Source organism: Streptomyces violaceus, assembly GCF_036014075.1.
Classification (GTDB): domain Bacteria; phylum Actinomycetota; class Actinomycetes; order Streptomycetales; family Streptomycetaceae; genus Streptomyces; species Streptomyces violaceus.
The window spans coordinates 5,197,449-5,218,578 of record NZ_CP107911.1; the positions used below are offsets into that span (position 1 = coordinate 5,197,449).

At 70.6% G+C, this 21,130-nt stretch carries 20 protein-coding genes; 9 read left to right on the top strand and 11 right to left on the bottom strand.

Annotated elements, in window-relative coordinates:
- Positions 1 to 89: 89 nt before the first annotated feature.
- Both OG542_RS23565 and OG542_RS23570 read left to right on the top strand, forming a co-directional pair.
- On the top strand, positions 90 to 2,159 hold the full coding sequence (locus OG542_RS23565) for a PTS fructose transporter subunit IIABC (protein WP_328413564.1): 2,070 nt from the start codon (positions 90 to 92) through the stop codon (positions 2,157 to 2,159).
- 114 nt (positions 2,160 to 2,273) lie between these two features.
- Positions 2,274 to 2,432, top strand: coding sequence for a hypothetical protein (locus tag OG542_RS23570; RefSeq protein WP_328413565.1), 159 nt, complete (start codon positions 2,274 to 2,276; stop codon positions 2,430 to 2,432).
- Here OG542_RS23570 and OG542_RS23575 read toward each other — a convergent pair.
- From OG542_RS23575 to OG542_RS23590, 4 genes are all read right to left on the bottom strand, one after another.
- A complete protein-coding gene (locus OG542_RS23575) occupies positions 2,429 to 3,175 on the bottom strand; it encodes a DUF6227 family protein (protein ID WP_328413566.1) in 747 nt (248 codons plus the stop codon). The genes OG542_RS23570 and OG542_RS23575 overlap by 4 nt on opposite strands.
- 179 nt (positions 3,176 to 3,354) lie before the next feature.
- A complete protein-coding gene (locus OG542_RS23580; RefSeq protein WP_328413567.1) occupies positions 3,355 to 4,572 on the bottom strand; it encodes a L,D-transpeptidase in 1,218 nt (405 codons plus the stop codon).
- A gap of 166 nt (positions 4,573 to 4,738) precedes the next feature.
- On the bottom strand, positions 4,739 to 5,779 hold the full coding sequence (locus OG542_RS23585) for a P1 family peptidase (RefSeq protein ID WP_328413568.1): 1,041 nt from the start codon (positions 5,777 to 5,779) through the stop codon (positions 4,739 to 4,741).
- Positions 5,780 to 5,837: 58 nt separating this feature from the next.
- Complete coding sequence (locus OG542_RS23590) at positions 5,838 to 7,067, bottom strand: low temperature requirement protein A (protein ID WP_328413569.1); 1,230 nt, start codon at positions 7,065 to 7,067, stop codon at positions 5,838 to 5,840.
- A gap of 56 nt (positions 7,068 to 7,123) precedes the next feature.
- Here OG542_RS23590 and OG542_RS23595 point away from each other — a divergent pair, with 56 nt between their 5' ends.
- Positions 7,124 to 7,303, top strand: coding sequence for a hypothetical protein (locus OG542_RS23595; protein ID WP_328413570.1), 180 nt, complete (start codon positions 7,124 to 7,126; stop codon positions 7,301 to 7,303).
- Between the two features lie 118 nt (positions 7,304 to 7,421).
- Here OG542_RS23595 and mscL read toward each other — a convergent pair whose 3' ends face one another.
- From mscL to OG542_RS23625, 6 genes are all read right to left on the bottom strand, one after another.
- Positions 7,422 to 7,886 (bottom strand): large conductance mechanosensitive channel protein MscL, encoded by a 465-nt coding sequence (gene mscL / locus OG542_RS23600; RefSeq protein WP_311126165.1) that lies wholly within the window; start codon positions 7,884 to 7,886, stop codon positions 7,422 to 7,424.
- A gap of 123 nt (positions 7,887 to 8,009) precedes the next feature.
- Positions 8,010 to 8,543 (bottom strand): CpaB family protein, encoded by a 534-nt coding sequence (locus OG542_RS23605; RefSeq protein WP_408057873.1) that lies wholly within the window; start codon positions 8,541 to 8,543, stop codon positions 8,010 to 8,012.
- Between the two features lie 229 nt (positions 8,544 to 8,772).
- Entirely contained in the window at positions 8,773 to 9,642 is an 870-nt protein-coding gene (locus OG542_RS23610) for an S-methyl-5'-thioadenosine phosphorylase (protein ID WP_328413571.1), read from the bottom strand.
- Between the two features lie 77 nt (positions 9,643 to 9,719).
- Positions 9,720 to 10,061, bottom strand: a complete 342-nt coding sequence (locus OG542_RS23615) for an FmdB family zinc ribbon protein (protein ID WP_311126163.1) — start codon at positions 10,059 to 10,061, stop codon at positions 9,720 to 9,722.
- A 67-nt stretch (positions 10,062 to 10,128) separates the two neighbouring features.
- The gene (locus tag OG542_RS23620; protein WP_328413572.1) at positions 10,129 to 11,421 is read right to left on the bottom strand and encodes an MFS transporter; all 1,293 of its coding nucleotides are present in this window, start codon (positions 11,419 to 11,421) and stop codon (positions 10,129 to 10,131) included.
- A gap of 267 nt (positions 11,422 to 11,688) precedes the next feature.
- Positions 11,689 to 13,218: a potassium/proton antiporter gene (locus OG542_RS23625; RefSeq protein WP_328413573.1), complete on the bottom strand. Its 1,530-nt coding sequence runs from the start codon at positions 13,216 to 13,218 to the stop codon at positions 11,689 to 11,691.
- A gap of 238 nt (positions 13,219 to 13,456) precedes the next feature.
- Here OG542_RS23625 and OG542_RS23630 point away from each other — a divergent pair, with 238 nt between their 5' ends.
- Positions 13,457 to 16,267, top strand: a complete 2,811-nt coding sequence (locus OG542_RS23630) for a penicillin acylase family protein (RefSeq protein WP_328413574.1) — start codon at positions 13,457 to 13,459, stop codon at positions 16,265 to 16,267.
- 61 nt (positions 16,268 to 16,328) lie between these two features.
- Here the strand turns inward: OG542_RS23630 and OG542_RS23635 are convergent, their stop codons facing one another.
- Positions 16,329 to 16,958 carry a 5-formyltetrahydrofolate cyclo-ligase gene (locus tag OG542_RS23635; RefSeq protein ID WP_328413575.1) on the bottom strand — a complete coding sequence of 210 codons (630 nt, stop codon included), beginning with the start codon at positions 16,956 to 16,958 and terminating at the stop codon, positions 16,329 to 16,331.
- Between the two features lie 93 nt (positions 16,959 to 17,051).
- Between OG542_RS23635 and galU the strand changes: the two genes are divergently transcribed.
- From galU to OG542_RS23660, 5 genes are all read left to right on the top strand, one after another.
- Positions 17,052 to 17,954: a UTP--glucose-1-phosphate uridylyltransferase GalU gene (gene galU, locus OG542_RS23640; RefSeq protein ID WP_184598073.1), complete on the top strand. Its 903-nt coding sequence runs from the start codon at positions 17,052 to 17,054 to the stop codon at positions 17,952 to 17,954.
- Between the two features lie 4 nt (positions 17,955 to 17,958).
- Complete coding sequence (gene glp / locus OG542_RS23645) at positions 17,959 to 19,296, top strand: molybdotransferase-like divisome protein Glp (RefSeq protein ID WP_328413576.1); 1,338 nt, start codon at positions 17,959 to 17,961, stop codon at positions 19,294 to 19,296.
- A 61-nt stretch (positions 19,297 to 19,357) separates the two neighbouring features.
- Complete coding sequence (gene moaC / locus OG542_RS23650; RefSeq protein WP_184598075.1) at positions 19,358 to 19,852, top strand: cyclic pyranopterin monophosphate synthase MoaC; 495 nt, start codon at positions 19,358 to 19,360, stop codon at positions 19,850 to 19,852.
- Complete coding sequence (locus tag OG542_RS23655; RefSeq protein WP_184598076.1) at positions 19,849 to 20,349, top strand: MogA/MoaB family molybdenum cofactor biosynthesis protein; 501 nt, start codon at positions 19,849 to 19,851, stop codon at positions 20,347 to 20,349. The genes moaC and OG542_RS23655 overlap by 4 nt, the downstream gene beginning before the upstream one ends.
- Before the next feature lie 23 nt (positions 20,350 to 20,372).
- Entirely contained in the window at positions 20,373 to 20,993 is a 621-nt protein-coding gene (locus OG542_RS23660; protein ID WP_230529468.1) for a GNAT family N-acetyltransferase, read from the top strand.
- Positions 20,994 to 21,130 lie beyond the last annotated feature (137 nt).

A 21,130-nucleotide genomic window follows, 5' to 3' on the forward strand; every position in this document is an offset into this window, starting at 1 on the left:
ACCACCCTCGTCACCCCCCACCGCAGCACCCCCGTCCCTTCCCCCGCCCACCCCACGCACCGGGCGATACGCGAGCTAAGGAGCCCGCGATGAGCGACATGATCACCGCGGACCTGGTCGATCTCGACCTGTCCGCCGACACCAAGGAAGCGGCGGCGCGCGCCCTCGCCGAGCGCATGGTGGCCCTGGGCCGGGTGACCGACCTGGACGGCTTCCTCGCCGACGTGGCCGCCCGCGAGGCCCAGATGCCGACCGGCCTCGACGGCGGCATCGGCATCCCGCACTGCCGCAGCGAGCACGTCACCGAGCCGACGCTCGCCTTCGGGCGCAGCTCCGACGGCATCGACTTCGGTGCGACGGACGGCCCCGCCGACCTGATCTTCCTGATCGCCGCGCCGGCCGGCGCCGACGACGCGCATCTGACGATCCTGTCGTCGCTGGCCCGGCAGCTGATGAACACCGAGTTCACCGACGCGCTGCGCTCGGTGGGCGACGCGCCGGCCGCGGCGGCCCTGATCCGCGGCGAAGAGCCGGACGCACCCGCATCCGCGGGTTCCGAAGACACCGTGGCGTCGGCGGGAGCGGCCTCTCCCGCCGCCGCCACGGTCACCGAAGAGTCCGAGGACGACGGGGCCGGGGCCGAAGAGCCCGACGCGGAACGCCCGTTCCGCATCGTCGCCGTCACCTCCTGCCCCACCGGCATCGCCCACACCTACATGGCGGCCGAGTCGCTGGAGAACGCCGGCCGTGAGGCGGGCGTCGAGGTCACCGTCGAGACGCAGGGCTCGGCCGGTTTCACCCGGCTCGACCCGGAGGTCATCGCGGCGGCGGACGGCGTGATCTTCGCCCACGACGTGTCCGTACGGGAGAAGGACCGGTTCGCAGGCAAGCCGACCGTCGACGTCGGCGTGAAGGCGGGCATCAACCGTCCCGCCGAACTCATCGCCGAGGTCCGCGAGAAGGCCGCGCGCGGCGAGGTCACCTCCGGCTCCCCGGGCACCACGCCCGTCGAGCGCACCGGCGACTCCGGCGAGGGCTACGGCACCAAGCTGCGCAAGTGGCTGATGTCCGGCGTCAGTTACATGGTCCCGTTCGTCGCCGCGGGCGGTCTGCTGATCGCCCTCGGGTTCGCGATCGGCGGCTACAAGGTCGACAAGGCACCGTCGGTGATGGACCACTTCATGTGGATGCAGGCCGACAGCTGGGCGGCCCTGTTCTTCCAGATCGGCGGTGTCGCCTTCGGCTTCCTCGTCCCGGTCCTGGCCGGCTACATCGCCTACGGCATGGCCGACCGGCCCGGCATCGTCCCCGGGTTCGTCGGCGGCATGATCGCGTTCAACATCAACGCCGGCTTCCTCGGCGGCCTGGCGGCCGGTCTGATCGCCGGTGGCGTGGTGATCGCGATCCAGAAGGTGAACATCCCGGCGGCGCTGCGCGGCATCATGCCGGTGGTGGTGATCCCGCTGATCTCCTCGGCGATCGTCGGGTTCCTGATGTTCGTCGTCATCGGCAAGCCCATCGCCGAGGCGCAGAAGGGCATGACCGACTGGCTGAACGGCCTGTCCGGCAGCAACGCCATCCTGCTCGGCGCCCTCCTCGGCCTGATGATGTGCTTCGACCTCGGCGGCCCCGTCAACAAGGTCGCCTACACCTTCGCCACGGCCGGCATCGCGGTGGCCAGCCCCAGCGACTCGGCGATGAAGATCATGGCCGCGGTGATGGCGGCCGGCATGGTCCCGCCGCTGGCCATGGCCCTGGCGACGACCGTGCGAGGCAAGCTCTTCAACCAGACCGAGCGCGAGAACGGCAAGGCCGCCTGGGTGCTCGGCGCCTCCTTCATCTCCGAGGGCGCGATCCCGTTCGCCGCGGCCGACCCGCTGCGCGTCATCCCGGCCTCCATGGCGGGCGGCGCGATCACCGGCGCCCTGTCGATGGCCTTCGGCGCCACCCTGCGCGCCCCGCACGGCGGCATCTTCGTGGTCCCGCTGATCGGCAACCCGCTGCTCTACCTCGTCGCCATCGCCGCGGGCGTCTGTGTCACGACGGCCCTGGTGGTCGTCCTGAAGGGCATGCGCAAGCAGGCCCCGGGAGCCACCACGGCACCCGGGGAGGGCACCGCGGCCCAGGCGGCGGAGACCAAGCAGCCGGTGGCGGCGTGACACCCGCCGCGGTCCGGTTTCGGGGTGTGTGAACCGTTCATGCCACCTGCGAGATAGATCACGAAAATCACGGCCCGGGACCGAAGTCCCGGGCCGTGGTGTCTACTGGAGCGCATGCCTGAGCACGTCTCCCGGTGGCCCGAAGGCCACTCCCTCCCCGCTCTCCCGCAACAGCGGCAGACAGGCCCCCGGTCGGAGTCCGTGGAGCTGACCACGGAGGAGAGAGACGCCTTCACCGAGCTGGTGCGCCGACTCGGCGGCGGAGAAGCCTAGGAAACCTGCGCCGCCCGCCGCTCCATCGCCTCGCGCGCCGCGTCCTCGCTGACGTACACCTCACACATGTGCCGCCCGTCCGGCGTCGCCGTGTGCTCGACCTCCCAGAGGGAGAGCTCCTCGCCGTCACGCAGCAGGAACGCGTGCTCGTAGAGCGAGAAGCCCAGCCCCGCCCGGCCGGCGCGGCAGGGGCGGCCGAAGGCCTGGGTGATCTGGTGGCCGGACGCCGTGGCCAGCAGGGCCGCCGTGTCCGCGCCCGGCCGGTCCGTGTTCTCCGCCCGGCGCAGTAAACGGCGCGCGTGGTCCGCCGAGTCGTCGCCGGCATAGGCGTGCCGGGGCACGGGGACCGGAGACGGCTGCACCGTCACCGGCAGTTCGAAGTCGGGCGTGTCCGGCGGCAGCGGCAGACGCGCGGTCGCGGCCCGCAGCTCCTCCTCGTCCACATAGACCTCGTGCTGCGGTTCGCTGCCCGGAGCGGTGTTGTGGACGAGCTCCCAGAGGGTGAGCGCCGAACCGTCGGCGAGCAGCCACGTGTGCCGGTACGTCTCCCGGTGCAGGCCCGCGCTGTGGTGCGCGGAGTGCAGCGAACCGTCGTGCGCCAGCGCGCAGTCCAGCCGCCTTATCGTCTCGTCCGGTAGCTCGAAGGAGTTCAGGGCGCGGCCGAGGAGTCGCGCGAGGTGCTCCTCCGGAGACTCGGGCGAGTCGTGGGGTTCGTACGCTGCCGTCTCGTACGGAACGCTCAAGGTTTCTCCCGGCGTTGCTGCATGTCACCTTGTGGGTGCATACCGTAGCCCCTCGGTCGGACATCATGTCCGGGAACCGAGAAAACGTACGTCCAGGAAAACGCGCGGGCCGCGCGAAAAGTTCCCGCGCGGCCCGGTCGATCCGTCAAAAACCCCAGTTGGGGGTGAACTTCAGCCGCTCACGACTCGCTGCCGGCGACCCACTGGCTCCACGCCATGTTCCAGCCGTTGAGCCCGTTGTCCGGGGCCACCGTCTTGTCGGGGGAGTTCTTGACGATCACCACGTCGCCGATGAGCGAGTTGTCGTAGAACCACTTGGAGGGCGTGCTGCCCCCGGCGCCCTGGACGTCCGCGAGGCCGACGCAGCCGTGGCTGGTGCCCTGACGACCGAAGGGCGGATTGCCCTTGTTGTACCAGTAGTTGCCGTGGATGAAGGTGCCGGACGTCGTCAGACGCATCGCATGCGGCACGTCCGGGATGTCGTACTCACCGCCGAGACCGACCGTCCGGCTGTTCATCCGGGTCTGCACGAACTTCTCGGAGATCACCATCTGCCCGTTGTAGGTGGTGTGCTCCGGGCTGCCCGCCGAGATCGGGATCGTCTTGATGGTCTTGCCGTCCCGGACGACCGTCATGGTCTGCGTGTTGACGTCGACCGTGGAGACCTGCGAGCGCCCGACGGTGAAAGTGACCGTCTTCTTCTGCACGCCGTAGACGCCGTCCGCGCCCTCGACCCCGTCCAGGTCGATCTTCATCGTCACCTTGGAGCCGGCCTTCCAGTACTCCTCGGGCCGGAAGTCGAGCCGCTGCCCGTTGAACCAGTGCCCGACCACCTTCTGCCCACTGCTGGAGGTGACCGTGATGTGCGACTGCACGGCCTTCCGCTCGGTGATGGCCTTGTCGAAGGTGAACGACACCGGCATGCCCGCGCCGACCGTGGTGCCGTTGTCCGGCGTGTACGTCCCGATGAAGCTGTTCGACGTCGACACCGTCGTGAAGATCGAGTTGGCCGCGGCCGTCCGGCCGTCGGTGTCCTTCGCGGTCGCCGATATCTGGTACTTCGTCCCGCGCTCCAACTGCTCCTTCGGCTTCCACGCCTTGCCGTCGGAGGAGAGCGAGCCCGGCACGGCCTGACCGCCGCCCGCCACCGTCATCTTCACGTCGGTCAGCTTCCCGTCGCTGACCTTCACACCGGTCGAGTTGATGGACGCGCCGGTCGAACCGTCCTTCGCCGAGATGGCGATCTTCGCGACGGACGTATTGCCCGTGCCCTTGCCGCCCTTGTCGTCGTCCTTGGCGTTGGCGCTGCCACCACAGGCGGTGAGCGTCAGGGCGCCGACCATCAGGGCGGCACAGGCCCCCAGTGTGCGCCGCGCAGAAATGTCCGGCGTTGTCACGGGCTGCTCCCAGTTCGTGTGATATGAGTGATCCGCTCCAGTACGTGAAGGAAGAGGGACCCGGCGGCCGTTCGGGTTCCGTCCGACCGCCAGGAACGACATCACCGTTACATGGCCGGGACAATGTCCGGCGGTGCTGTGGAACCGCTGTGCGGAGCCCGGCCGTTCAGCGGCCCGCGTACAACTCCCCGTACGACGGCCACGCCCCGCCCGGACCGTCGACCGACTCGGCGGCGCGCACCGCCCGTACGATCGCGCGGGTCACCACATCGGCGCCCGCCGCGAGGACCTCGTTGAGGGCGAGCGGGTTCGCGGCGTCCAGGGCGCGCTCTCCCGTCGCCAGCGTGAACACCGTGTCCCCGTCGTTGAGGAGGTGCACCGGCCGTACCGCGCGGGCGATGCCGTCGTGAGCCGTGCCGGCCAGCTTCTGCGCCTGTGCCTTCGACAGATCCGCGTCCGTGGCGACCACCGCGAGCGTGGTGTTGAGCGGCGGAGGCGCGCTCCTCGCGGCCGTCTCGGCGAGGCGCCGCCGCGCGGCATCGTGGACCTCCGCCTCCGGATACTCCACCCGCCCCTGGAACAACTCCCCGTACAGCACCCCCGTCTCCGGATCCACCGTCGAACCCGCCGCGTTGGCCACCACCAGCGCGGCCACCGTGACACCCGAGCCGAGCACCGTGCTCGCGCTGCCGATGCCGCCCTTCACCACCCCGGTCACCGCTCCCGTGCCGGCGCCCACGCACCCCTGGGCCACCCGCGCGCCCAGCTCGCTCGCCGCTGCCGCCTCGACCGCGGCCCGGCCGGTGGCCGCGTCGGGCCGGGCCCGGAAGTCGCCGCCCCGCCCCAGATCGAAGACACAAGCGGCCGGCACCACCGGCACGACATGCGCCGGGTCCGCCCCGACCCGGATCCCGCGCCCCCGTTCCTCCAGCCAGGCCATCACCCCCGAGGCCGCGTCCAGCCCGTAGGCGCTGCCGCCGGTCAGCACGATCGCCTCGACCTTTCGCACCACGTTGCGCGGGTCGAGCGCGTCCGTCTCCTTGGTACCGGGGCCACCGCCCCGCACATCCACGGCGGCCACGGCACCGCCCTCCGGGGCGAGCACGACCGTGGTGCCGGTGAGCCAACCGTCCCCGGCGCGGGTCGCGTGCCCCACGCGCAGGCCGGAGACATCCGTCAGAGCGTCCACCAGAGCGTCAACTGTCATGGCGCCCAGTGTTGTCCAGTCGTCGGCCCTCGCGGGTGTACCGGGCCGGTCGACGCCGTCAGCCGGCCAGGCCCGACCACACCTGGGCCCTCGCCGGGCGCGCGGCCAGAGTCTCTCCCGCCACCACCGACAGCGCGCAGACCACGCCCGCCGCGAGCACCGCCCAGTCACCCAGGAACGTGCAGCAGATCACCAGCAGTGCCGTCGTCGGCAGCACCAGCTGCTGGGTGATGCCCGCCTTGAAGTGACGCGAGTGCAGGGCCCACACGGTCAGCAGATACAGGGCCGTCGGCAGGGTCACGGCGGCCGCCGCCGCCAGCGTGGAGATGTGCGCCTTGCCGACCGTCTGCTCCACCGCCACTTCCAGTCCGGCCCCGATCGCGGCCGCCGAGGCGAAGACCAGGTAGTGGCCGTAGCCCCACAGGAACGCCTGCCGGTTGGACCGCAGATGGCCGTGGATGGGCACCACGAAGTAGATCCACCACGCGGCGAAGATGATCAGCAGCCCGCCCGACGCGATGGGGAGGAGCTCGCCCAGCGCGTCGTTCTCGTCGATACCGGACTTCACGGCGATCGTGGCCGCGGCGATCGTCTCGCCGAGCACGATGATGGTGAACAGCCCGTAGCGCTCCGCGATATGGCGGGGATGCCAGGACGTGGGACGGCGCCGCTCCGCGAAGAGCGGCACGCACATCTCCAGCAGCGCCATCACCAGGAACCACCAGGGCCGGGCGTCCTCGGGAAGCAGCAGCAGACCCAGCCAGCCGACCTGGCACAGCAGCACACCGCCCGCGTAGCGCAGGGCCGTCGTCCGCTCCGGGCCCTCGGCGGCGCGGGCGGCCCGCAGCCACTGCGTCGCCAGGGCCAGCCGCATGATCACGTAGCCCAGCCAGACCACGAGGTAGTCGTGCTCCTCGAACGCCTGGGAGACCCCCGCCGCGAGGACCAGCACACCCGCGATCTGCACCAGCGTGACGACCCGGTACAGCACGTCGTCGTTGTCGTACGCCGAGGCGAACCACGAGAAGTTCATCCAGGCCCACCACACGGCGAAGAAGACCATCGCGTAGTCGAGGATCCCCTCGCCGGCGTGGCCCTCGGCGACGGAGTGCACCAGCTGGATGCCCGCCTGGGCGACGGCCACGACGAAGCACAGGTCGAAGAAGAGCTCCAGCGGCGAGGCCGTCCGGTGCGCCTCGTCGCGTCCGCGGGCCCTGAGCCTGCGCAGCGGTCCCCGGTCGCCGGGCGGGCCGGAGGGGACGGGCGGGGGAGTGGGGCTGGACGTCATGATTCCCAGCACAACAGAAGGCGCGGGGATTTTCTCCGCGACCGTACCCTGGACGCATGAGTAGCGCCCCCGAACCCGAGCCGCGCGCGCCGAAGCCCGCGCTGGTCTTCGACGACCCGCTCGACCAGCAGTCCTCCGACGACACCGACCGCGGCTGGGGCGAGCGCACCGATTCCGGCGGCGGCGCGGCCGACCTCAAGCGCTTCCTCGACGAGAAGCCGCCCCACCACATCTGAGCCGGGCGGCCCTGCCACTTCTGAGCCAGGTGGACCTGCCACTTCCGGGCAAGGCGGCCCCGCCACATCCCAGCCAGGCGGCCCCACCCCCTCCGTGCCGACCCGGCCGCCGGTGGCGCTACCGCTCCTGCTGGTCGTGCCCCGCACCACGCTGTGCGACCAGCGCGTCCCGGATCTCCTTCAGCACCTCCAGCTCGGTCACCTCGATGACCTCCTGCGCGCCCTCCTTCGCCTTGCGGCGGGCCTCCTGCCGGGCCAGGTACTTCGCCATGGGCAGGACCATCAGGAAGTAGACGACCGCCGCGGTGATCACGAAGCTCATGGCGGCGCCGAGAACGGAACCCCACAGGATCTGGATGCCCTGCTCGCCCTGGCACGTCGTACTCAGGCAGGAGCTGTAGTGGTCGAGGTTCTTGGTCCCGATGGCCCCGACGACCGGGTTGACGATCCCCTTCACCATGGCGTTGACGATGTTCGTGAACGCGGCGCCGATCACCACCGCCACAGCCAGATCGACGACGTTCCCGCGCATCAGGAAGGCCTTGAAGCCCTCCCAGAGGCTCGGTTCCTTCTTCTCGCTCACCTCGGGGCCTTTCCTCGCACGAGCAGCTTATGGAACAAAACGCTCCGCAACCTACGTCACGCTTGGGCCGAACCGAGTACCTGGGTCCCTCGAACGAGGGCCTTGACGAGATCATGCACAGCATCACCACAGCGTCACGGCCAACCGCGCCGTCGCGCTCGCCCCGGCGAGCCGGGCGGCCGTGGCACGCGGCACCGAGAGCACGACCAGCGCCCCGCCGTCGCTCGCGCCCTCCAGGGGCTCCGGCACCTTCGACACCCTGGCCCCGCGTGCGACCACCCGGGCATCGCCGCCCGACACCGTCTCCCCGGCGGCGATGACATCGACCCGGTCGCCGGGCCGCAGCAGCCGTACGGTTGCCGCGTCGGCGATCCGGATCGGGGCCGTCACCGCCCCCGCCGCAACCGCCCCCGCGGAACCGCGCGTCCGCGCGGACCGCTCCCCGGACACCGAGGCCGTGTGCGCGGGAGACTGCGCCCGGGGCCGGCCGCGGGCTCCGTCGCCGTCCCGCGGTCCCGCCGCCACCAGCGCGGTCGCGGTGACCGCGAGCCCGACGGCCAGGGCCCGCCGCCGGTGCCGCCCGAGCCTGCCCGACCGGTAGCGGCCCCCGCGCACCCGCACGGGATCGAAGCGCGGCACCTCACGCGTCGCGGGCACCTCGGGGCCGGGCGGGGGCGCGGCGGCGGGTGAGCCGCCGAAGAGGGAAGACGTGAGCGGAGCGAGGGACACGGGAACCACCACCTGCGACGAGGACCGGCTTGCGCTCCCCACGATGAGGCTTCCCGCCGCCGCCCGCTCAGGCCTGTGGACCTACCCCGGCCTGTGGACAACTCCCCCACCCGAACGGCAAGTTCCGCCCCCGCCCCCCCCAAAAAAAGCCCCTCGGCTACGGCAACACGAACCCCGGATCCATCCCACCCAACGCACCGGCACACAGACAGTCCCGCTCGTCCTCACTCGGCAACCCGGCCACCGCGTCGAACAGCACCCCCCGCAACCGGCCCACGTTCGCCGCGAACACCCGCAGCACCTCGTCGTGCGAGACGCCCTCCCCGCTCTCGGCGCCAGCGTCGAGGTCGGTGACCAGGGTCAGGGACGTGTAGCAGAGCTCCAGCTCACGGGCGAGGGCCGCCTCGGGATGCCCGGTCATCCCTACCACCGACCAGCCCTGCGCCTGGTGCCACAACGATTCGGCACGGGTCGAGAAGCGCGGCCCCTCGATCACGACCAGCGTGCCGCCGTCCACCGGCTCCCAGTCCCGGCCGCGTGCCGCCTTCAGCGCGACGGCCCGCCCGGCGGAGCAGTAGGGGTCGGCCAGCGACACGTGCACCACGTTCGGCACCGACCCGTCGGGCAGCGGCTCTCCGTCGAAATACGTGTTCGCGCGGGACTTCGTGCGGTCGACCAGTTGGTCCGGCACCAGCAGCGTGCCCGGCCCGTACTCGGGACGCAGGCCGCCCACGGCGCACGGGGCGAGCACCTGGCGCACGCCGACCGACCGGAGGGCCCACAGATTGGCCCGGTAGTTGATCCGGTGCGGCGGCAGGTGGTGGCCCCGCCCGTGCCTCGGCAGGAAGGCGACCCGCCGGCTGGCGATGTCACCGAGGAAGAGGGAGTCGCTGGGCGGCCCGTACGGGGTGTCGACCTGGACCTCGGTCACGTCGTCGAGGAAGGAGTAGAACCCGGAGCCGCCGATGACGCCGATCCCGGCGCCCTCCCTGTCCGCCGAGTGCGCCACGTTCGCCTTGTTCGCCATGTCCGCACCCTAACCGCCCGCGGAAACGCCGAGGACCCCGTCGCCCGAAGGCGACAGGGTCCCGTAAGAATCAGGCCTTACGCGGCGGTGGTGCTGCTGCTGGTGGAGCTGCCCGTGCCCGACGAAGAGCTCGACGACGAACTCGAGGAAGAGCTCGAACCGGAACTCGAGCCGGAGCCCGAACCGGAGTCGGAGGACGAGGAGGAACTCGACGACTTCGCCGGGGAGCTGCTCGACGAGGAGCCGCGGCTGTCGTTCCGGTAGAAGCCGGAGCCCTTGAAGACAATGCCGACCGCCGAGAACACCTTCTTCAGGCGGCCCTCGCAGTTCGGGCACTCGGTGAGGGCGTCATCGGTGAACTTCTGCACCGCCTCGAGGCCCTCGCCGCACTCGGTGCACTGGTACTGATAGGTCGGCACTGTCTTCCTCCTGGCACTCTCACTCGATGAGTGCTAACGACGGTCCATAGTGACGTATTCCGGCCGCTCAGTCCACTGCCACCGGCACGCGGTGACCCACGCCACGTGCGACCGTCCGCCCGTGGGCACGCCCCGCCAGCCGGGAACGCAGGGCCAGGAGGGTCGCCAGGGCGAGCACGGTGCCGCCCATGGGCACCAGGAAACCGGCACCGCCCCAGAGGCGGTCCTCCAGTTGCCCGGCGACGCTGACGGCCGCCGCCTGGCCGAGTGCCACCGCGCCGGTCAGCCAGGTGAAGGCCTCGGTGCGGGCACCGGCCGGGACCAGGCCGTCGACCAGGGTGTAGCCGGTGATCAGGGCGGGCGCGATGCACATGCCGACCAGCAGGCCGAGACCGGCCAGGACCGGTACGGAATGGGCGGCCCACAAGCCCGACGCGGTGAGGGCGAGCGCCGTGTAGCCGATGACCAGGCGCCGCTGCGGGGCGGCCTTCCAGGCGATCGCGCCGCAGACGACGCCGGAGAGCATGTTGCCCGCGGCGAAGACGCCGTAGAGGACGCCGTTCAGGCCGGGTTCGCCGATCGACTCGGTGAACGCGGCCAGCGAGACCTGCATGCCGCCGAAGACGGCACCGATGCCCAGGAAGGTCACGATCAGCACGCGCACGCCGGGGACGCGCAGCGCGGAAACGTGCTCCACGCGCGCGTGCCCGCCGCCTTCGACCGAGGGCTGGGTGCTCTTCTGCGCGGCGAACAGCAGACCGCCGATCAGTGTCAGCGAGGCCTCGGTGACCAGCCCGGCGGCCGGGTCGATGGCCGTGCACAGGGCGGTGGCCAGCAGCGGTCCGACGACGAAGGTCAGTTCGTCCGTGACCGACTCGAAGGCCGCCGCGGTGGTCATCAGGGGCGAGTCCTTGAGCTTCACGCCCCAGCGGGCCCGCACCATGGGGCCGACCTGCGGCACCGAGGCACCGGTCGGGACGGCCGCCGCGAACACCGCCCACAACGGGGCGTCCAGCAGCGCGAGCGCCGTCAGCGTCAGCCCGGAGACCGCGTGCAGCAGTACCCCGGGGATCAGCACGGCGCGCTGCCCGTAGCGATCGGCGAGGCGGCCGCTGTAGGGCGCGAACAGGGCCATGGAGACACCGGTGACGGCCGCGGCGGCGCCCGCCGCCCCGTAGGAGCCGGTGGTGTGCTGCACCAGCAGCACGATGGAGATCGTCAGCATCGCGAACGGCTGGCGTGCCGCGAAACCGGGGAGCAGGAACGTCCAGGCGCCGCGGGTGCGCAGCAGCCGGCCGTATCCCGGGCGGGCGGAAGCCGTCGAGTTCCTCGACTTCTTCGAGGTGACCGTGGATGCCACGGCCCGTGCCTTTCTGCCGCCTGGTAGCGCGGCCCGGCGGGCGGGCGGCGCCGAGAGCTGTCCTCTTGCGCTGAACTGCGGTAGATGCCGGGGCCCGGTGAGGAGGGACGTCCCGACCGCCATACGGTCGCGCCAGCTCTGCGTCAGACAGAGTTGGTTCGATCTGGGTACGCCTTCATCGTACAGGGATCAAGGGGTTGCGTGCCTGTGAAAGCGAGCACCAAGGGACCGCCCGCCTGGTAAATGCCAAACGGCATGAACCGGTCCTTAACGACTCGCCCCGTCCGTCCCCAGCCACCCGGCCAGCTTGCCGCCGTGGCCCACCGCCCGCAGCCGCTTCTCCGTCGCGTCCCGGACCGGATCCGTGGCCACGACGAGGAGCTCGTCCTCGCGTTGCAGCACGGTCGTGGGAAGCGGAACGAACGATTCGTTCGCGCGCACGACGAGCGTCACGGCGGCGCCGGGCGGCAGCCGCAGCTCGCCCACCTCCACGCCGTGCATCCTCGACCCCTCGGGGATCGCCACGGACAGCAGATGCCCGCGCAGCCGCTCCAGCGGGGCCGACTCGATGCCGAGGTCCGCGGCCTCCGAGCCGTCGCCCAGGTGCAGCTTGCGGCCCAGCCACGGCAGCGTCGGGCCCTGGACCAGGGTGTAGACGACGACCAGGATGAAGACGATGTTGAAGATCCGGCGGCTGGCCTCGACGCCCTCCACCATGGGGATGGTCGCCAGGATGATGGGCACGGCCCCGCGCAGTCCCGCCCAGGACATCAGTGCCTGCTCCCGCCACGGCACCCGGAAGGGACTCAGGGAGACCACCACGCTCAGCGGACGCGCCACCATGGTCAGCACCAGCCCGATGGCGAGCGCGGGCACGATGTCGTCGCCCAGTTCGTGCGGCGTGACCAGCAGGCCGAGCAGGACGAACATGCCGATCTGGGCCATCCAGCCGAGCCCGTCGGCGAACCCGCGCGTGGCCGGCCAGTGCGGCAGCCGCGCGTTGCCCATCACCATCGCGGCGAGGTACACCGCGAGGAAGCCGCTGCCGTGGGCCAGCGCACCGGCCGCGTACGCCACCACGGCGATCGCCATGACAGCGATCGGGTAGAGGCCGGATGCGGGCAGCGCCACGTGCCTGAGCCCCAAGGAGCCCAGCCAGCCCACCGCGAGACCGATGGCCGCACCGATGGCCAGCTCCAGCAGGATCACGCCCAGCAGCACGTACCACTGCTCGACCGGGCCCGCCGTGGACAGGGAGACCACGAGGATGACCACCGGGGCGTCGTTGAATCCGGACTCCGCCTCCAGCGTGCCCGTCACGCGCGCGGGGAGGGGGATCTTGCGCAGCACGGAGAACACGGCCGCCGCGTCGGTCGAGGAGACGACCGCCCCGATGATGAGCGCCTGCCGCCACTCCAGCCCGATCAGGTAGTGCGCGGCCGACGCCGTGACCCCGACGCTCACCGCGACGCCGGCCAGCGCCAGCACGGAGGCCGATGGCAGGACTGGCTTGATCTCCTTCCACTTCGTGCCCAGACCACCTTCGGCCAGGATCACGACCAGGGCCGCGTATCCGATGACCTGGGTCAGTTCGGCGTTGTCGAAGTGGATGTCGCCGATGCCGTCCTGGCCCATGGCGACGCCTATGCCCAGGTAGACGAGCAGGCTGGGGAGCCCGCTGCGCGAGGAGATCCGTACCGCTGCGACGGCGACGAGCAGGACGAGCGAGCAGACGAGCAAGAGCTGGTTGAGGTGGTGAACAGTCAGCGGCCGAATCCTTCCCTGGCCCACCCGCACACGCGCGTGGGCTCACGTACATCGCACATGAAGCTGTGGCGCACCGCGCCAACTACTTCGTTACCTTACCTAACTCTTGACGATTTCTTGACGCTTCCGAGGGCGAGATCGAACGTTCGTCCGTGCCGGTTCCCGACTCCGCGTCAAGGGGTGCGAGGCCCTGCGCCTATCGTTGCTCCAGCGCTCAGTTAAAAGCACAGCCGAACCTGCCGCTCGCGTTAGGACAGCAAGGACAGCGATGCCCCCCAACACCACCGCCTCCACGGGTCAGCAGCCCGGCAAGTCCGGCAGGAGAAAGGGGCGCAAAGCCCGTCTGATCGTGCTCGTCCTGGTGCTGGCCCTCATCGGGGGCGTCGGCTTCGGGGGGTACTGGTCAATCAGTACCGTCCGGGCCTCCTTCCCGCAGACCAAGGGCACCCTCACACTCAAGGGCCTCTCGGGACCCGTCGAGGTCAAACGCGACAACTACGGCATTCCGCAGATCTATGCCTCTTCCGACGCGGACCTGTTCATGGCGCAGGGCTACGTCCAGGCACAGGACCGGTTCTACGAGATGGACGTACGCCGCCACATGGCCTCCGGGCGGCTGTCGGAGATGTTCGGCAAGAGCCAGGTCGACAACGACGAGTTCCTGCGCACGCTCGGCTGGGACCGGGTCGCCAAGAAGGAGTACGACACCAAGCTGTCGGCCTCCACGAAGAAGTACCTCCAGGCGTACTCCAAGGGGGTCAACTCCTACCTCCAGGGCAAGGACGGCAAGGACATCTCCCTGGAGTACGCGGCGCTCGGTTTCACCAACGACTACAAGCCGCAGAACTGGACCCCGGTCGACTCGGTCTCCTGGCTGAAGGCGATGGCGTGGGACCTGCGCGGCAACATGAAGGACGAGACCGACCGCGCCCTGCTGACCAGCCGCCTCGGCCCGAAGCAGATCGCCGACCTGTACCCGGAGTACCCGTCCGGCCGCAACAAGGCGATCGTCCAGGAGGGCCAGTACAACGAGCTGACCCGCACGTTCGAACAGGGCGGCACGGGCGGCACGAGCGGCACGTCCGGCACGAGCGGCGGCTCCACCGGCACGGGGGGCTCCACCGGCACGGGGGCCTCCACAGGCACCCAGGGCACCGCCTCCGGCAGTTCGGGTACGGAGGGCCTCCAGAGCCAGCTCACCGGCCTCACCAAGATCCTGGACGACCTCCCGCCGGCCGTCGGCGTGAACGGCGACGGCATCGGCTCCAACTCCTGGGTCGTCTCCGGGAAGCACACCATCACCGGCAAGCCGCTGCTGGCCAACGACCCGCACCTGTCGCCCTCGCTGCCGTCCGTCTGGTACCAGATGGGCCTGCACTGCCGCAGCGTCTCCAGCGCGTGCCAGTACGACGTCACCGGCTACACCTTCGCGGGCATGCCCGGCGTGATAATCGGTCACAACCAGGACATCGCCTGGGGCATGACCAACTCCGGCGTCGACGTCACGGACCTCTACCTGGAGAAGATCAGCGGCAACGGCTACCAGTACGACGGCAAGATCAAGCCCTTCCAGACGCGCGAGGAGACCATCAAGGTCGCCGGCGGCGAGCCCAAGAAGATCGTCGTCCGCGAGACCAACAACGGACCCCTGCTGTCTGACCGTGACGAAGAGCTAGTGAAGGTCGGCAAGAAGGCCGGCGTCGACACCGCCGCACCCGACAGAGGCGACGGCTACGGCGTCGCCCTGCGCTGGACCGCGCTGCAGCCGGGCACCACCATGGACGCCGTCTTCGCCATGGACAAGGCGAAGGACTGGAACGGCTTCCGCAAGGCCGCCGCGCAGTTCGAGGTGCCCTCGCAGAACCTGATCTACGCGGACACCCAGGACAACATCGGCTACACCCTCCCGGGCAGGATCCCCACGCGCGCGGAGGGCGACGACGGTTCGATCCCCGCGCCCGGCTGGGACCCCGAGTACCGCTGGACCGGCTACATCGAGCAGGACGCGCTGCCGTACGAGTACAACCCGAAGCGCGGCTACATCGTCACCGCCAACCAGGCCGTGATCGACCCGGACAAGTACCCCTACACGCTCACCACGGACTGGGGCTACGGCACGCGCAGCCAGCGGATAAGCGACCTGATCCAGTCGAAGATCAAGGACGGCGGCAAGGTCTCCACGGACGACATGCGCCAGATGCAGCTGGACAACAGCAGCGAGATCGCCCGGCTGCTGGTGCCCACGCTGCTGAAGATCGACCCCGAGAACAAGGATGTCCGCGAGGCGCAGAAGCTCCTCGAGGGCTGGGACTACACCCAGGACGCCGACTCGGCCGCCGCGGCCTACTTCAACGCAATCTGGCGCAACCTCCTCAAGCTCGCCTTCGGCAACAAGCTGCCCAAGGAACTGCGGCCCAAGGGCCAGTGCCTGTACGTCGATCCGGTCAACACCACCGGGCCCGCCGACGAGGCCGAGAAGGTCCGCGAGTGCGGCCAGCGCGACCCCGACCAGGCGCAGCCGGACGGCGGCGACCGCTGGTTCGAGGTGGTCCGCAAGCTGATGGAGCAGCCCGACAGCGACTGGTGGAAGACGCCCGAGGCGGGCACCCGTCCCCCTGCCGCCAACCGCGACCAGCTGCTCAGGCGGGCCATGATCGACGCCCGCTGGGAGCTGACCGCCAAGCTCGGCAAGGACATCGACAGCTGGAGCTGGGGCCGGCTGCACCGCCTGTTCCTGGACAACCAGACCCTAGGCACCGAGGGCCCCGAGTTCGTCCAGTTCGCCCTCAACCGCGGCCCGTGGGAGCTCGGCGGCGGCGAGGCGACGGTGAACGCGACCGGCTGGAACGCCGCCGGCGGCTACAGCGTCGTCTGGGTGCCGTCCATGCGGATGGTCGTGAACCTCGGCGACCTCGACAAGTCGAAGTGGATCAACCTCTCCGGCGCGTCCGGGCACGCCTACAGCGCCCACTACGTCGACCAGACGGACAAGTGGGCCGACGGCGAACTGCTGCCGTGGTCCTACTCGGACAAGGCGGTCGAGGACAGCGCGACCGACAAGCTGGTGCTCAAGCCGTGAGCCGCTGACGCCCGCACAACGAGAACGGCCTTCCACGCGCGCGTGGAAGGCCGTTCTCGTGTCAGCCGGTCCGCTCCCCGAACCGCCGCACCCCCGAGGGAGTCACCACCGCGTGCACCGGCCGGTCGTGCGCCTCCTGAGGGACCTGCTCGACCACCTCCGTGTCGTACAACAGCACCACCAGGGAAGGCCGGGCACCCGCCCGCTCCAGCCGCGCCAGGACACGGTCGTACGAGCCGCCGCCACGCCCGAGCCGCATTCCGCGCGTGTCGACCGCGAGCCCCGGCAGCAGCACGGCGTCGGCGGCGGTCACGGCGTCCGGCCCGAGGCGCTCGCCGGAGGGCTCGAAGAGCTCCATCCTGCCGCCGCCGTGCCGGACACGCGCGAGCGAGCCCTCGCCTTCGTACACGCCCCAGTCCAGGTCGTTGTCGGGCAGCAGGGCCGGCAGCAGGACGCGCACGCCCCGGGCGCGCAGCGTGTCCAGGAGCGCGAGCGTCCCCGGTTCGCTCCCCACGGAGACGTACGCCGCGACGGTGCCGGCCCGCGCCAACTCCGGCAGTTCCAGCGCCCGCCCGGCCAGTGCGGCCGAGGTTTCCCGCAGGTCATCCGCCGTCAACCTGTTCCTCACCGAGAGGAGCTCTCGCCGCAAACTCCGCTTGTCAGGCTCGCCCGGACGCCCGATGTGACTCAATGGTTGCTCCCGTATCGTGCTAATACGCTCATATGAGCGCCCATGAACCGGAGCCGCAGATTCCGCCCAAAGGCACCGGATATGGTGGCGGGCATGACTCAGTCGCACCCTCGGATCAGCAAGGCTGTCATTCCCGCAGCAGGCCTCGGCACCCGGTTCCTGCCGGCCACCAAAGCCACTCCCAAGGAGATGCTGCCGGTCGTCGACAAGCCGGCGATCCAGTACGTGGTCGAGGAGGCCGTCGGCGCGGGTCTCGACGACGTCCTCATGGTGACGGGCCGCAACAAGCGCCCCCTCGAGGACCACTTCGACCGCAACTACGAACTGGAGTCGGCGCTTCAGAAGAAGGGCGACGCCGGCCGCCTCGCCAAGGTCCAGGAGTCCAGCGACCTCGCGACCATGCACTACGTCCGCCAGGGCGACCCCAAGGGTCTCGGCCACGCCGTGCTGTGCGCCGCCCCGCACGTGGGCGAGGAGCCCTTCGCCGTCCTCCTCGGAGACGACCTCATCGACCCCCGCGACCCCCTGCTCCAGCGCATGGTCGAGGTCCAGGAGCAGCGCGGCGGCAGCGTCATCGCACTCATGGAGGTCGCCCCCGAGCAGATCCACCTCTACGGCTGTGCGGCCGTGGAGACCACCGAGGACAGCGACGTCGTCAAGGTCGGCGGCCTCGTCGAGAAGCCCGACCCGTCCGACGCCCCGTCGAACTACGCGGTCATCGGCCGCTACGTCCTCGACCCGCACATCTTCGACATACTGCGCCGGACCGAGCCGGGCCGCGGCGGCGAGATCCAGCTCACGGACGCCCTCCAGCAGCTCGCGGCCGACGAGAAGATCGGCGGCCCGGTACACGGCGTCGTCTTCAAGGGCCGCCGCTATGACACCGGCGACCGCGGCGACTACCTGCGTGCCATTGTCCGACTCGCATGCGAACGTGAAGACCTGGGCCCGGACTTCCGGACCTGGCTTCGCAGTTACGTAGCCGAGGAGATGTAACACGTTGAGCAGCGCCGCGCCCCGCACCCTGGGCCAGGACCACTCGGGCCCCGACCACCTCTGGTCGGTGGACGAGCACCTGGAGGACATCCTCACCACCGTCCGCCCCCTGGAACCCATTGAGCTGCAGCTGCTCGACGCCCAGGGCTGCGTCCTGGTCGAGGACATCACGGTGCCGGTGTCCCTGCCGCCGTTCGACAACAGCTCCATGGACGGCTACGCGGTACGGGTCGCGGACGTGGCGGGCGTGAGCGAGGAGTTCCCGGCGGCCCTGGAGGTCGTCGGGGACGTGGCAGCGGGCCAGGCCGACCTGGTCCACGTGGGCCCCGGCCAGGCGGCCCGCATCATGACCGGCGCCCCGCTGCCGCCCGGCGCCGAGACCGTCGTGCCCGTCGAGTGGACCGACGGCGGGCTCGGCGAGGGCCCCGTGCACGGCATGCGCGCCCGCAGCCTCGGCCCCGAGGGTGCCTCCGGACATGTGCAGGTGTACCGCCCGGCCGAGGCCCGCGCGCATGTGCGCGCACAGGGCAGCGACGTGAAGGCCGGCGACCGCGCCCTGCGGGCCGGTACCGTCCTCGGCCCGCCTCAGATCGGCCTGCTCGCCGCCATCGGCCGCGGCACCGTCCGCGTCCGCCCGCGCCCGCGCGTGGTGGTGCTCTCCACCGGCAGCGAACTCGTCCAGCCGGACGCGGAACTGGGCACCGGTCAGATCTACGACTCCAACAGCTTCGCCCTCACCGCCGCCGCCCGCGACGCCGGCGCCATCGCCTACCGCGTGGGCGCGGTCGCCGACGACGCCGAGACCCTGCGCTCCACCATCGAGGACCAACTGGTCCGCGCCGACCTGATGGTCACCACGGGCGGTGTCAGCGTCGGGGCGTACGACGTCGTCAAGGAGGCCCTGTCCCACGTGGGCGACGAGGACGAGGCGGGCAGCGGCATCGAGTTCCGCAAGCTCGCCATGCAGCCCGGCAAGCCCCAGGGCTTCGGCTCCATCGGCCCCGACCACACCCCGCTGCTGGCCCTGCCCGGCAACCCGGTGTCGTCGTACGTCTCCTTCGAGCTGTTCGTCCGCCCCGCGATCCGCACCCTGATGGGTCTCAAGGACGTCCACCGTCCGACGACCCGGGCCACTCTGGCCGCCGACAAGGCGCTGACCTCGCCGAAGGGCCGCCGCCAGTTCCTGCGGGCCACTTGCGCCGACGGACGGGCGACCCCGGTCGGCGGCGCCGGATCCCATCTGGTCGCGGCCCTGGCCCACGCGGACGCGCTGATCGTCGTCCCCGAGGACACCGAGTCCGTCGAGCCCGGAGCCGAGGTCGAGGTGGTCCTGCTCGGCTGAGAGCCGCTGGTTGGGGGTACCGTGTCGCGCACAGCAGGCCCGACCGGGAGCGCCACACAGCATGAGCACGCAGGATCCCCCTACGCAGGACCGACTGACGCACATCGACGACGCCGGCGCCGCCCGCATGGTCGACGTCTCGGAAAAGGACGTGACCGCGCGCACCGCCCGCGCCAGCGGGCGCGTCCTCGTCTCGCCCCGCGTGATCGAACTGCTGCGCGGCGAGGGCGTCCCCAAGGGCGACGCCCTCGCGACCGCGCGGATCGCCGGGATCATGGGAGCCAAACGCACCCCCGACCTGATCCCGCTCTGTCACCCCTTGTCGGTCTCCGGTGTGAAACTGGACCTGTCGGTCGCGGACGACGCCGTGGAGATCCTGGCCACCGTGAAGACCACGGACCGTACGGGGGTCGAGATGGAGGCGCTCACCGCGGTCTCCGTCGCCGCGCTCACCGTGATCGACATGGTCAAGGCGGTCGACAAGGGAGCGGTCATCACGGACGTACGGGTGGAAGAGAAGACGGGCGGTAAGTCGGGCGACTGGAGCCGGTCATGACGTATCGCGCTCTCGTCGTCACCGCCTCCAACCGGGCCGCCGCCGGGATCTACGAGGACAAGGGCGGCCCGCTGATCTCCGCCGGTCTGAAGGGCTTCGGCTTCGAGGTCGACGGCCCGCAGGTCGTTCCCGACGGAGACCCCGTGGAGGCGGCCCTGCGCGCCGGTGTCGACACCGGCTACGACGTCATCGTCACCACCGGCGGCACGGGCATCTCGCCCACCGACCGCACCCCCGAGGCGACACGCCGGGTGATCGACCACGAGGTGCCGGGCATCGCCGAGGCCATCCGGGCCTTCGGCCGGGAGAAGGTGCCGACCGCGGCGCTCTCCCGGGGCCTGGCCGGAGTGGCCGGCGCAACGCTGATCGTCAATCTGCCCGGCTCCAGCGGTGGTGTGAAGGACGGACTGGCCGTCCTAGAGCCGCTGCTGATCCACGCCGTCGAGCAGCTCCGCGGCGGCGACCACCCCAGACCCGGCACGGGGGGTGCGAGCTGAACAGCGCATCCTGGCCCGTCGAGCTGGTGGACGGCGACATCGTCCTCCGGCCGATAAAGCTGCGCGACCAGCGGGCATGGCGCGAGGTCAACCGGCGCAACCGTGACTGGCTGCGCCCCTGGGAGGCGACCATTCCGCCGCCCGCGCCCGGCGGGCCGCTCGCGCACCGCCCGACCTTCCGCCAGATGGTGCGGCACCTGAGGTCGGAGGCGAACGCGGGCCGGATGCTGCCCTTCGTCATCGAGTACCAGGGGCGGCTGGTGGGGCAGTTGACGGTCGCCGGGATTACCTGGGGCTCGATGTGCTCGGGGCACGTCGGTTACTGGGTGGACGAGTCGGTGGCCGGGCGCGGGGTGATGCCGACGGCGGTGGCGCTCGCCGTGGATCACTGTTTCCGCACCGTCGGACTGCACCGCATCGAGGTCTGCATTCGACCCGAGAACGGGCCCAGCCGCCGGGTCGTGGAGAAACTCGGATTCCGCGAGGAGGGGCTCAGGCCCCGTTATCTCCACATCGACGGGGGCTGGCGCGACCACCTCGTGTTCGCCCTCACGGTGGAAGAGGTGCCGGACGGGTTGCTGAGGCGCTGGCACCGGGCACGATCGCAGAGTAATCCGGGAATCCGGCACCGCCCCGGAAATTGAATATGTGTTCGAAAATGATCGGCCAGTGACCGTCTCAGTGCAAGGAATTCCCGGCCTGGGCGGTCTGCTGATCGCATCGGTCACAAAAAAAGTTCGAAATATCAGCCAGATCGTGCGACACACCGGCTCAATTGGCA